13 protein-coding genes are annotated in these 12,127 nt (G+C 68.8%); 2 read left to right on the top strand and 11 right to left on the bottom strand.

Going from position 1 to position 12,127, the window contains the following annotated elements:
• Positions 1-78: 78 nt before the first annotated feature.
• The 10 genes from AWC19_RS21070 to AWC19_RS21025 all read right to left on the bottom strand — a co-directional run bounded on the left by AWC19_RS21070 (position 79) and on the right by AWC19_RS21025 (position 10,196).
• Positions 79-1,056, bottom strand: a complete 978-nt coding sequence (locus AWC19_RS21070; RefSeq protein ID WP_085079938.1) for a D-2-hydroxyacid dehydrogenase family protein — start codon at positions 1,054-1,056, stop codon at positions 79-81.
• A gap of 8 nt (positions 1,057-1,064) precedes the next feature.
• Positions 1,065-2,237 carry an NAD(P)/FAD-dependent oxidoreductase gene (locus tag AWC19_RS21065; RefSeq protein ID WP_085079936.1) on the bottom strand — a complete coding sequence of 391 codons (1,173 nt, stop codon included), beginning with the start codon at positions 2,235-2,237 and terminating at the stop codon, positions 1,065-1,067.
• 24 nt (positions 2,238-2,261) lie between these two features.
• Complete coding sequence (locus tag AWC19_RS21060) at positions 2,262-3,089, bottom strand: mycofactocin-coupled SDR family oxidoreductase (RefSeq protein WP_085079935.1); 828 nt, start codon at positions 3,087-3,089, stop codon at positions 2,262-2,264.
• A gap of 66 nt (positions 3,090-3,155) precedes the next feature.
• The gene (locus tag AWC19_RS21055) at positions 3,156-3,980 is read right to left on the bottom strand and encodes an SHOCT domain-containing protein (RefSeq protein WP_085079933.1); all 825 of its coding nucleotides are present in this window, start codon (positions 3,978-3,980) and stop codon (positions 3,156-3,158) included.
• Between the two features lie 81 nt (positions 3,981-4,061).
• On the bottom strand, positions 4,062-4,835 hold the full coding sequence (locus AWC19_RS31255; protein ID WP_085079940.1) for a PE family protein: 774 nt from the start codon (positions 4,833-4,835) through the stop codon (positions 4,062-4,064).
• A gap of 168 nt (positions 4,836-5,003) precedes the next feature.
• The gene (gene tuf, locus AWC19_RS21045; RefSeq protein WP_085079932.1) at positions 5,004-6,194 is read right to left on the bottom strand and encodes an elongation factor Tu; all 1,191 of its coding nucleotides are present in this window, start codon (positions 6,192-6,194) and stop codon (positions 5,004-5,006) included.
• Between the two features lie 107 nt (positions 6,195-6,301).
• The gene (fusA, locus tag AWC19_RS21040; RefSeq protein ID WP_085079931.1) at positions 6,302-8,407 is read right to left on the bottom strand and encodes an elongation factor G; all 2,106 of its coding nucleotides are present in this window, start codon (positions 8,405-8,407) and stop codon (positions 6,302-6,304) included.
• Positions 8,408-8,482: 75 nt separating this feature from the next.
• Positions 8,483-8,953: a 30S ribosomal protein S7 gene (rpsG, locus tag AWC19_RS21035; RefSeq protein WP_085079929.1), complete on the bottom strand. Its 471-nt coding sequence runs from the start codon at positions 8,951-8,953 to the stop codon at positions 8,483-8,485.
• Positions 8,953-9,327, bottom strand: coding sequence for a 30S ribosomal protein S12 (gene rpsL, locus AWC19_RS21030; RefSeq protein WP_003879423.1), 375 nt, complete (start codon positions 9,325-9,327; stop codon positions 8,953-8,955). The genes rpsG and rpsL overlap by 1 nt, the downstream gene beginning before the upstream one ends.
• 236 nt (positions 9,328-9,563) lie before the next feature.
• Positions 9,564-10,196 carry a TetR/AcrR family transcriptional regulator gene (locus AWC19_RS21025; protein WP_085079928.1) on the bottom strand — a complete coding sequence of 211 codons (633 nt, stop codon included), beginning with the start codon at positions 10,194-10,196 and terminating at the stop codon, positions 9,564-9,566.
• Between the two features lie 174 nt (positions 10,197-10,370).
• Here AWC19_RS21025 and AWC19_RS21020 point away from each other — a divergent pair, with 174 nt between their 5' ends.
• Complete coding sequence (locus tag AWC19_RS21020) at positions 10,371-10,748, top strand: DUF3060 domain-containing protein (protein ID WP_085079926.1); 378 nt, start codon at positions 10,371-10,373, stop codon at positions 10,746-10,748.
• 21 nt (positions 10,749-10,769) lie between these two features.
• The gene (locus tag AWC19_RS21015) at positions 10,770-11,249 is read left to right on the top strand and encodes a DUF3060 domain-containing protein (RefSeq protein WP_085079925.1); all 480 of its coding nucleotides are present in this window, start codon (positions 10,770-10,772) and stop codon (positions 11,247-11,249) included.
• 32 nt (positions 11,250-11,281) lie between these two features.
• On the opposite strand, the gene AWC19_RS21010 is transcribed toward AWC19_RS21015, so the two are convergent.
• Positions 11,282-12,049: a crotonase/enoyl-CoA hydratase family protein gene (locus AWC19_RS21010; protein ID WP_085079924.1), complete on the bottom strand. Its 768-nt coding sequence runs from the start codon at positions 12,047-12,049 to the stop codon at positions 11,282-11,284.
• Between the last annotated feature and the right edge of the window lie 78 nt (positions 12,050-12,127).

Raw genomic sequence — 12,127 nt, 5'->3', positions numbered from 1 at the left:
CGACACGCCACACCCCACCCGGGGGTTCTCCTCACATCAAGCCGACACGCCTGCTACCAACGTCCTGGCCGAGTACACCTAGGCCGGCGGGTTGGCGATCCGGATCGGCGCCCCGTCCAGCCAGGCCACCACGGCCTCGACAGTGTCGGAGTAGAAGGCGCCCAGCATCTCGCGGGTGACGTATCCCAGGTGGGGTGACAGCGTGACGCCCGGGACGGAGCGCAACCGATGGCCGGGCGGCAGGGGCTCGGTGTCGTAGACGTCCAGCCCGGCCCCGGCGATCCACCCGGATTCGAGTGCGTCGATCAGCGCGGCCTCGTCGACGATCGGGCCCCGGGAGGTGTTGATCAGGTAGGCGTGCGGTTTCATCAGCGCCAGCTCGGCCTGCCCGACCAGGCCCCGGGTGCGCTCGGAGAGCACGAGGTGAATGGAGACCACGTCGGATTCGGCGAACAGCGTCGCCTTGTCCACCCGGCGGGCGCCGACCGCGGCGGCGGCCTCCTCGGTCAGGTGCTGGCTCCACGAAATGACCTCCATGCCAAAGGCTTTGGCGTATCCGGCCATCCGCTTGCCGATCCTGCCGAGTCCGAGCAGCCCAAGCGTCTTGCCGGACAGCGTCATACCGGCGCTCGCCTGCCAGCCGCCGTCGCGCATCCGCCGGTGCTCTTCGGCGAGGTTGCGCACCGTCGCGATCAGCAGCCCCCACGCGAATTCCGGGGTGGCGTCGCGCACCGCGGCGAATCGCGGGTTCGCGAAATCCGACCGGGCGACCAGCACGCCGCGCTCGCTCGCCGCGGCCATGTCCAGGTTCGGCAGGCTTTTGCCGACGATGGTGATCAGCTTCAGGTTGGGCAGCCGCTCGATGAGGCTGCGGGGCAACGCCATGCGCTCGCGCATGGTGCACAAGACGTCGAAGGGGCGCAGCGCGTCGGCGGCCTGCTCCTCCGACAGGTGCCGATCGAAAACCGTGACCTGGCAACGGCTCTGCACCGCCGACCAGTCGGCGAGGCGGAGCGCCAACCCGGCGTAATCGTCGAGTATCGCCACGCTGGGCATGGTAGGTCTCAGCCGAGCACCTCGGAAATGGGCGTGGCTGCGGCGATCTTGGCGCGGACCTTCATCACCTTGCCCGGCATCCCGGCGCCGACCACGCCGACCAGCACCCCGTCGCGTTCGTAGTAGGCCAGAAACTTGCGCCCGTCGTCCTCGACGAGGTGTACGACGTCGGTGGCCTCCGGCTCGCCCAGGCACTGGATCTTGACGTCGTACTGGTCGCTCCAGAAGTACGGGACGACCGCGCCGGCGGGTGCGTCCTGCCCCAGCATCGCGGGCACCACGACGCGTGCCTGGTCGGCAACGTTGCTCCAATGTTCAACGCGCGCTTGGTGTCCCGTCGCGTCCCGCCAGGAGGCGACGTCGCCGAGCGCCCACACGTGCGGCGCGCTGGTGCGTCCGGCCTCGTCGCAGACGATGCCGTCGTCCACCTCGACACCGCTGCCGGCCAGCCACCCCGTCGCCGGATGCGAACCGATGCCGATCACGACCAGATCGGCGGCCAGCTCGGCGCCGTCGCTGAGCACTACGGTGTCGACGTGCCCCTGGCCGCGCACCTCCGCCACCGCGATGCCCAGGCGGACGTCGACGCCCTCGTCGCGATGCAGCCGGGCCACCAGCTCGCCGATTCGCTCGCCGAGCACCGCCGCCAGCGGGGTCGGCTGGGGCTCGACCAGCACCACCTCTACCCCCAGGCTGCGCAGGCTGGCCGCCACCTCGCAGCCGATGAAACCGGCGCCGATCACGACCGCGCGCCGGCAGGCCGTCGCGTGCTCGCGCAGGGCCAAGCTCTCGTCGAACGAACGCAGCACCCGGATGCCGTCGAGGTGCGGGAAGTTCGGGATGCGGCGCGGCACCAGCCCGGTCGCGATGACCAGTTCGTCGTAGCCGAGGACGGTTCCGTCGTCGAGGGTGACCGTCTGCGCCGCGGTGTCGAGGCCGGTCGCGGCCGTACCCAGCCGCAGCGTGATGTCCTTCTCGTCGTACCACTCCCGCGGTTTGAGCGCGACGTCGTCGACCTCTTTGCGCAGCACCTCCTTGGACAGCGGCGGGCGATCATACGGCAGGTGGACCTCGTCGCTGACGATTGTGATGCGGCCGGTGTACTCCGACCGGCGCAGTTGCTCGGCGGTGCGCGCGGCCGCCAATCCGCCGCCGACGATCACGACTCCCTTTTCCGTCACGTGGAGTTCATACCACGCGCGCGGTCAATACTTCAGGGCGCCCTTGTCGACGGGGATCTGCGTGCCCGACAGCGTGCCCGAGGCGTCGCCGGCGAGCCAGACGACCACGTCGGACACCTCGTCGGGCGTCATGAATCCCTTGTACTGCATGGGCATTGGGGGGAAGCTGTGCACGTAGCGGGGGTGCTTGGCGAAGATCTCCATCATCGCCTCCGGCTCGATCATCGGGGTGTCGACCGAGTACGGGTGGATCGAGTTGACGCGGATGTCGTATTCGCCGAGCTCGATCGCCAGCGTGTTGGTCAGCGCGGTCAGGCCCTGCTTGCTGGCCGCGTAGTGGCCGTTGCCGGGCGTGGCCTTGAGGCCCGCCGACGAGCTGACGACGACGATGGAGCCGCCGTTGCCGGCCTTGATCATCGCCGGGATCGCGGCGCGCAGCGTGCGCCAGGTCCCGGTCAGGTTGACCCCGATCACGGTGTCCCACTGCTCGTCGGTGAGCTCCCAGACCCGGCCCCAGCCCAAGACCCCGGCGTTGGCCACCAGGATGTCGAGGCGGCCGAACTGTTCGACGCCGTCGGCGACGAGCTGGCGCAGCGCGGCGTCGTCGCGGATGTCGGCCTGGCGGGCCAGCACCTTGCGGCCCTCGGCCTCGATTAGGCGGACGGTCTCGGCGAGGTCCTCCGGCGTCGCCGGCGGGTAGGTCAGGGTGGCCGAAGCCGGGGCGCAGATGTCGAGCGCGATGATGTCGGCGCCCTCGCGGGCCAGCCGCACCGCGTGCGACCGCCCCTGGGCGCGGGCGGCGCCGGTGATGAAGGCCACCCGTCCTTGCAATGATCCAGCCTGTGCAGCCATGGCACCCCTTTCGCGCAGTGACAGGCTAGCAGCGAAACTGGAACGTGTTCTAACCCGCTCGGGCGATCAGATCTCGGCGATGATCTGGGCCCGCCGGCTGTGGTATTCGTCGTCGGTCAGGGCGCCGCTCGCGCGCAGCGTCTCGAGCTCCTGGAGCCGCTGCGCGATCGACTGCTGCGGCGGTGCGGCGCCCGGCGCCGGCGCCGCGGCCGACGGCTGGGCGGCCGGCGCCTGCTGCTCGACGGCCCGTCGCACCACGGCCTGGATCTGCTGGCGCAGCGCCGGATTGGAGCGGATGTCGACCATCCGGTTCAGCGGAACGTTGTTGGCCTTGAGGATCTGCAGGATCTCCATCAGCGGGCCGGCCTGGCCGCTGAGGTCGTAGGTCTTGTTGTCCTCGGACAGGGTGAACTGGGCGGGCACCAACCCGTTGACCAAAGCGCTTCGCTCCCAGTCGATCCGGTATTCCTGCGTGGTGGGATTGACCAGGACGACCACCTTGCGGGCGCTCAGGTTGCCCAGCCGGGTGACGCTGGCCAGCACGCGGTCCTGGCTGTCGAACGGGACGATCCCGGGCCCGGAGATGTGCAGGTCGAGCTTCACCAGCGGCTGGTCGTTGATGCGGGTGCCCGTCTCGGACAGGCCGGTGATCTGGGCGAGCGCCAGCACCCCGTGCTGCTCGAGCTCGGCCGTCTTGACGGCCGACCTGGCCCCGAAGTTGGCCAGCGCGATCGCGATGCCGACGTCGAGCACGGTGATCAGCAGGCCGACGTAGAGCATCCACTGCAGCACGTCGAGCTTGAGGGTGAAGTAGACGATCAAAAAGATCGGCCCGACCAGGCCGCCGCACAGCAAGACGAGCAGCTGAGATTTCAGGTAGCGCGCCAACACGTGTTTCTCCTCGTCCGCTGGAAGGTTCGTGCCAGATTAATGCCCGTCCGCCCACTACCGATCACAAATCGCGCGCGGCCGTCACTCCTCGGAGGATTCGGCGGCGGCCGCGGACTGCGCCGGCGAGTAGGCCGGCGTCGCCGGTCGGGCCGCGGTCCCGGAGGAGGCCGGGGCCGCCGCCGGCACCGCCGCGAGCGGCGTCATCGGCGACACGGGCGCCGTCGCCAGCGACGCCTCACCGGTTTCGGCGACGCCGGCGTCTTCGGCACTGGCGACCGCCTGCCCCGCGCCGGCCGGCGTGATCGCCCCGCCGTTGCCGGCGGCCCCGCCGGCCGCAAACGACGCGGCGGGGCCCAGGCCGCCGGTACCGGCCGTGGCGGTGGTCGCGCCGGCCAGCTGGCCGCCGGCGCCGGCACCGCCGGCGCCGAGCGTCGCGCCGGGCGCACCGGCGGTCCCCGTCGCCAGCACCGCGGCGGCGCCGTTGCCGACCGGCGCGGCGCCCTGCGCCAGCGCCTGCGCGGGCGCGCCGGCCGCGCTCGCCACCGTCTGCCCCACGCCGAGCAGCGGCGCGGCGTTTTGGGCCTCGGCCAGCGCATACTGCGCGGCACCGCCGCTCATGAGGTTGACGAATTGCTGGTGGAACAGCGCCGCCTGGGCGCTCAGCGCCTGGTAGGCCTGGGAGTGCGCGCCGAACAGCGCCGCGATGGACGCCGAGACCTCGTCGGCGCCGGGGGCCAGCACGCCGGACGTCGGCGCCAACGCCGCCGCGTTGGCGGAGCTGATCGCCGAACCGATGTTGGACAGGTCGGTCGCCGCGGCGGCGAGATACTCCGGCGTCGCGAAAACGAACGACATCGGAAACCTCCCGACCGGGCCCAGCGACGCGAACAATCGGCCCGGCCATTAGACACAGGCTCAATAATCGTAGCGTACCGCGAGGCCGGAAGGAATCCCGGTCGCGGACCCCCGGGCTGCACGAAGCCCGGACCGCCGACGCGCGGTCCGGGCTCGCGGCGAGCGGGACTACTTGATGATCTTGGTGACCCGGCCGGCGCCGACGGTGCGGCCACCCTCGCGGATCGCGAAGCGCAGACCCTCGTCCATGGCGACGGGCTGGATCAGCTTCACCGAGATGTTGGTGTTGTCACCCGGCATCACCATCTCCGTGCCCTCCGGCAGCGTCACCACACCGGTCACGTCGGTGGTGCGGAAGTAGAACTGCGGACGGTAGTTGTTGAAGAACGGCGTGTGCCGGCCGCCCTCGTCCTTGCTCAAGATGTAGACCTGGCCCTCGAACTCGGTGTGCGGGGTGGTGGTGCCCGGCTTGGTCACCACCTGGCCGCGCTCGACGTCCTCACGCTTGACCCCGCGCAGCAGCAGCCCGACGTTGTCGCCGGCCTGGCCCTGGTCGAGCAGCTTGCGGAACATCTCCACACCGGTGACGGTCGTCTTGGTGGTCGACGGGCGGATGCCGACGATCTCGACTTCCTCGTTCACGTTGATCACGCCGCGCTCCACACGACCGGTGACCACGGTGCCGCGGCCGGTGATGGTGAAGACGTCCTCGACGGGCATCAGGAACGGCTTGTCGGTCTCGCGGACCGGGTCGGGGATCGACTCGTCGACGGCGTTCATCAGCTCCTCGACGGACGCCACCCACTTGGCGTCGCCCTCGAGCGCCTTGAGCGCCGAGACCCGCACCACCGGCGCGTCCTCGTCGAACTCCTGGGCGGCCAGCAGCTCGCGCACCTCCATCTCGACGAGCTCGAGCAGCTCCTCGTCGTCGACGGCGTCGGCCTTGTTCAGCGCGACCAGGATGTAGGGCACGCCGACCTGGCGGGCCAGCAGCACGTGCTCGCGGGTCTGCGGCATCGGGCCGTCGGTGGCGGCGACCACCAGGATCGCGCCGTCCATCTGGGCCGCGCCGGTGATCATGTTCTTGATGTAGTCGGCGTGACCGGGCGCGTCGACGTGGGCGTAGTGCCGCTTGTCGGTCTGGTACTCGACGTGCGCGATGTTGATGGTGATGCCGCGCTGACGCTCCTCGGGGGCGTTGTCGATCTGGTCGAACGCCTTGGACTCGTTGAGGTCCGGGTACTTGTCGTGCAGGACCTTGGTAATCGCCGCGGTCAGGGTGGTCTTGCCGTGGTCAACGTGACCGATGGTCCCGATGTTGACGTGGGGCTTGGTCCGCTGGAACTTCGCCTTCGCCACTGTTGTGTCCTCCGACTTGTTGGTGCTTTGTTAAGCAGTGTTGTTTTTTCCGGTTGTGCCGCGCCCAAGGGATCTAGTGACCCGGCAAGGTTACTCCGAGCTGTTGCTCACTGGCCCGTCGCCTTCGCGATGATCTCCTTCGACACGTTCGCCGGCACTTCGGCGTACGAGTCGAACACCATGGAGTAGTTCGCCCGGCCCTGAGTCTTCGACCGCAGGTCGCCGACGTAGCCGAACATCTCCGACAGCGGCACGTGCGCCCTGACGACGCGCGAACCGCCCCGCTCCTCCATGGCCTGGATCTGGCCACGGCGGGAGTTCAGGTCGCCGATCACGTCGCCCATGTAGTCCTCGGGCGTGGTGACCTCGACGGCCATGATCGGTTCCAGGATGACCGGCTGTGCTTGCTGCGCAGCCTTTTTCAGCGCCTGCGAGCCCGCGATCTTAAACGCCATCTCCGACGAGTCGACCTCGTGGAAGGCGCCGTCGAGCAGGGTGACCTTCAGGTTCACCAGCGGGTAGCCGGCCAGCACCCCGTACTGCATGGCGTCCTGGGCGCCGGCGTCCACCGACGGGATGTACTCGCGCGGGATGCGGCCACCGGTGACCTTGTTCTCGAACTCGTAGGTCGCGCCGTCCTCGCCGGTGAACGGCTCGAGGTTGATGATCACCTTGGCGAACTGGCCCGAACCACCGGTCTGCTTCTTGTGGGTGTACTCGACGTTCTCGACCTTGCGGCGGATCGTCTCCTTGTACGCCACCTGCGGCTTGCCGACGTTGGCCTCGACCTTGAACTCGCGGCGCATCCGGTCCACCAGGATGTCCAGGTGCAGCTCGCCCATGCCGCCTATCACGGTCTGACCCGTCTCGGAGTCCAGGTGCACCTTGAAGGTGGGGTCCTCCTCGGCGAGCTTCTGGATCGACAGGCTCAGCTTCTCCTGGTCGCTCTTGGTCTTCGGCTCGATCGCCACCTCGATCACCGGGTCGGGGAACGTCATCGACTCCAGCACGATCTGCTGGTTGGGGTCGCTCAGGGTGTCACCGGTGGTGGTGTCCTTGAGGCCGATCACCGCGTAGATGTGACCCGCGCTGGCCCGCTCGACGGGGTTCTCCTTGTTGGAGTGCATCTGGAACAGCTTGCCCAGGCGCTCCTTCTTGCCCTTGGTGGCGTTGATGACCTGGCTGCCCGACTCGACGGTGCCCGAGTAGACCCGGATGTAGGTCAGCTTGCCGAAGAAGGGGTGCGTGGCGATCTTGAAGGCCAGCGCCGAGAAGGGCTCGTCGGTCGACGCGTGGCGCACGACCTCCTCGTCCTCCTTGCCCGGCGCGTGCCCGACGGCCGGCGGCACGTCCAGCGGCGACGGCAGGTAGTCGACGACCGCGTCGAGCATGGGCTGCACGCCCTTGTTCTTGAACGCGCTGCCGCACAGCACCGGGTAGATCTCGGAGGCGATCGTCAGCTTGCGGATCGCGCCCTTGATCTCGTCGATGGCGAGCTCTTCGCCGCCCAGGTACTTCTCGAGCAGTTCCTCGTCGCTCTCGGCGACGGTCTCGATCAGCTTGGTGCGGTACTCCTCGGCCCGCTCCCGCAGGTCGGCGGGGATGTCGACGATGTCGTACTTCTCCCCGAGCTTGGTCTCGGCGCTCCACACCTTGGCGTTCATCTCGACCAGGTCGACGACGCCCTCGAACTCGGACTCCGCTCCGATGGGCAGCTGGATCGGCACCGCGTTGGCGCCCAGGCGCTCCTCCATGGTGCGCACCGAGAAGTAGAAGTCGGCGCCGATCTTGTCCATCTTGTTGACGAAGCAGATGCGCGGGACGTCGTACTTGTCGGCCTGGCGCCACACCTGCTCGGACTGCGGCTCGACGCCCTCCTTGCCGTCGAACACGGCGACGGCCCCGTCAAGCACGCGCAAGTTGCGCTCCACCTCGACGGTGAAGTCGACGTGTCCGGGGGTGTCGATGATGTTGAGCTGGTTGTCTTTCCAGAACGTCGTGGTGGCCGCGGAGGTGATGGTGATCCCGCGCTCCTGCTCCTGCTCCATCCAGTCCATGGTGGCGGCGCCGTCGTGGACCTCACCGATCTTGTAGTTGATGCCGGTGTAGTACAGGATGCGTTCGGTAGTCGTGGTTTTGCCGGCATCGATGTGCGCCATGATGCCGAAGTTTCGGACCTTGCTCAGGTCGGTCAGCACGTCCTTCTGTGCCACAGAAGTCTTCCCACTCTTTCTTGATCAGCTGTTGCTCCGCCTCGGCGACTCTGCCTGTTGGCGCCGGGCCGGCGCCTACCAGCGGTAGTGCGCGAATGCGCGGTTGGCCTCGGCCATCTTGTGGGTGTCCTCACGCCGCTTGACGGAGGCCCCCAGGCCGTTGCTGGCATCCAGGATCTCGTTTGCCAGCCGCTCGATCATCGTCTTTTCCCGGCGCTGCCGCGAGAAGCCGACAAGCCAGCGCAGCGCCAGCGTGGTGGAGCGGTCCGGACGCACCTCCACGGGCACCTGGTAGGTCGCACCGCCGACGCGGCGGCTGCGCACCTCCAGGGCGGGCTTGACGTTGTCGAGAGCGCGCTTGAGCGTGATGACGGGGTCGGTTCCGGTCTTCTCCCGGGCCTGCTCAAGCGCACCATAAACAATGCGCTCGGCGAGCGATTTCTTCCCCTTGAGCAAAACCTTGTTCACCAGCTGGGTGACCAGCTGCGACCCGTAGACGGGGTCGTTGACCAGCGGACGCTTGGGCGCGGGCCCCTTGCGCGGCATCAGCTCTTCTCCTTCTTGGCGCCGTAACGGCTGCGGGCCTGCTTGCGGTTTTTCACGCCCTGGGTGTCGAGCGAACCGCGGATGATCTTGTATCGCACACCCGGCAGGTCCTTGACTCGGCCCCCGCGCACCAGCACCATCGAGTGCTCCTGCAGGTTGTGGCCCTCGCCGGGGATGTACGCCGTGACCTCGACCTGACTAGTCAGCTTGACGCGCGCGACCTTCCGAAGCGCCGAGTTCGGCTTCTTCGGGGTGGTGGTGTACACGCGGGTGCATACGCCACGGCGCTGCGGGCTGCCCTTGAGAGCCGCGGTCTTGACCTTGCCGATCTTGTCCCGGCGACCCTTGCGGACCAGCTGCTGAATGGTTGGCATCTAGAGGCTTTCTGTGTAGTTCCGGCTCAGCTGTTTACGTCTTGTGTACTGCAGTTTTGGCCCCGGCTCGGAAGAGCTCGCCTACCCCGCGGCCGGGAGTGTCGCATGCGCTCAGCGTGGACTGTCGATCCGATGCGTCGTGGACATGCGAATTAGCCCGGCATTCGCTTCCTTACGTCAGGCGCCGTAAGCCGCCAGGCACGAGGTCCCACAATACCCGGCGCCGGTCTCGCAGGTCAAAGCGTGCGCCGGTCGAGGGCCTCCAGGCCCCGGGCCAGCCGCAGCACCATGTCGGAGAACAGCGCGTCGGTGTCGATGTCGTCCATCACGCCGGTCATCTCCAGCAGCACGAAGCCGTGCAGGGCGGACCAGAATTCCAGCGCGGCGTGGAAGGCCGCCTCGCCGTCCAAACCGTAGGAGGCCAACACCGAGATCACCGGCGCGGCCGCGCTCCGGGTCGCTTCGGCGTACTCGGGGTCGTCACCGCCCAGCGGCATCCGCGTGAACGCCGAGTACCGGCCGGGGTGGTGATGAGCGTAGCTGCGGTAGGCGCCGGCCATGACGAGCACCGCGTCGTCGCGCGCCCTGCCCTCGCCGACCCGGTTCAGCATCGTGATGATGTCGTCGATCACCCGGATCCGCACCGCGCGGCGCAAATCCTCGAGGCTGTCGACGTGGTTGTACAGCGACGGCCCCTTGGTGCCCAGCTGCGTGGCCAGCGCGTTGATGGTCAGCGAGTCCCAGCCCTCCCGGTCCAAGAAGGTCAGCGCGCCCTCGACGATGCCCTCCCGGCTCAGCTTGGCCGGGCGGGACGCCGACCTGCCCGTGCGCTGGCGCCCACCCGCCGGCGGCGGTACCGGAGCTGCCATGGTCGTTCGCCCTTCGCTGACGGGGGGTGGGTCAACTAATGACTCTAGTTGACCGCGGCGCGGAAACGGGTGCGCCATCGCGGGCGTCGGTTCGCCGAATGGAATACCCCTGCCGTCGAGCGGGCAAATGCACGTAGTCTCATCCCAGGTTTCACCCGCCGTTAGGGGGCGCGCATGAACTGGGCAACCGCCGCCGGATCGCTGGCCAGCTGTGCCATCGCCGTCGCCGCCACCTCGGCCGCTCCCGCGCCGTCCGCGCACGCCAAGAACGGCGACACCCACATCGTCGGGCAGGGCGTCGAGCGGACGCTGGACTGCAACGACGCCACGCTGATGGTCAACGGCACGGGCAACAACGTCACCGCGCTGGGCAACTGCTACGCGGTGACGGTGATGGGCTCCGGCAACACCGTCGTCGCCGACTCGGTCACGCACGACATCACCGTCTACGGCTTCGATGAGACCGTGTTTTACCACGGCGGCAACCCGATCCTGTGGGACCGCGGCCGCGAACTGGGCATGACCAACCGGCTCCAGCAGGTGCCCGGCTAACCGAGTGAGAATCGAGGATCGATGCGCGAGTTGTCCACTGACCGCTCCTTGAGGCTGGCCGGGTTAGCGGCGGCGCCCGCCGCCGTCGCCGTGGCGCTGGCGGCCTGCAGCTCGACGGCCGGCCCGCCCGCGGGCAGCACGACGACGACGAATAGCACCACGACCACGACGAGCGGCGCCGCCGCCACGACCGGCACGAGCGGCGCGAGCACCACCGCGTCCGTCGAGATCGGCAACACGCTGAACTACGGGTCGATGGGCACGACGGCGTCGCTGGATTGCGCCACCGGCAAGTCGCTGAACGTGGGCGGCTCGAACAACACGCTGACGGTCACCGGCGACTGTTCGACCGTGACGATCGGCGGGGCCAACAACAAGATCACCCTCGACAAGGTCGACACCCGCATCACCGTGGTCGGGTTCAGCAACACCATCACCTATAAGGACGGCGAACCCAAGGTCGACAATCTCGGGTCGGGCAACTCGATCAACAAGGGCTGACGCGCGGCCCGGTTCACCGCCCCGTTCGGGGCCTAGTTCGCGGGCGCGCCGTGCCGCCCGGCGCCCGCCGCGAACCGCCCGGCGCCCTCGTTCGCCTCGGCGGCGACCCGGGCGATGCTGGCGAATTCGAAGTCCATCGCCTCCGATTCGGGCAGCCCCCACTGGTTCAGCGCCGACAGCCGATCCGAACGCAGGCACTGCTGCGGCAGCGCCGCCAGCTGGGCCGCCAGCTCCTCGGCGGCCTGCCGCGCCTGGCCGTTGGGCACGACGCGGTTCGCCAGCCCGATCGCCAGCGCCTCGTCGGCCTTGACGCCGCGCCCGGTGAGGATCATGTCCAACGCGCGGCTCTGCCCGATCAGCCGGGGCAGGCGCACCGTGCCGCCGTCGATCAGTGGGACCCCCCAGCGGCGGCAGAACACCCCGAACACGGCGTCCTGTTCGGCCACCCGCAGGTCGCACCACAGGGCCAGCTCGAGTCCCCCGGCGACGGCGTAACCGCTGACCGCGGCGATCACCGGTTTGGAGAGCACCATCCGCGACGGGCCCATCGGCCCCGGGCCCGTCCGGTGCACGGCGTTCGCCTCCGGCGTGCCGAAGGCCTTCAAATCGGCTCCGGCGCAGAAGGTTCCGCCGTCGCCCCAGAGGACGGCCACCGAGGCGGTGTCGTCGCGGTCGAACTCCTCGAACGCCGCGTACAGCGCCGCGGCCGTCGGGCCGTCGACGGCGTTGCGCGCCTGCGGGCGGTTCAAGATCACCGTGGTCACCGCGCCGTTGCGCTCCACACGCACCGGATCGCTCATGTCGCCCTACCTTTCGGACTGTCGGTTGATGGTTCGGGCCAGGAGTGCGGGATGATCAGCCGGTGCTGGTGAGGCAGG

The organism is Mycobacterium palustre, from assembly GCF_002101785.1.
Taxonomy (GTDB): domain Bacteria; phylum Actinomycetota; class Actinomycetes; order Mycobacteriales; family Mycobacteriaceae; genus Mycobacterium; species Mycobacterium palustre.
This window is presented reverse-complemented; position numbering and strand designations above follow the sequence as displayed.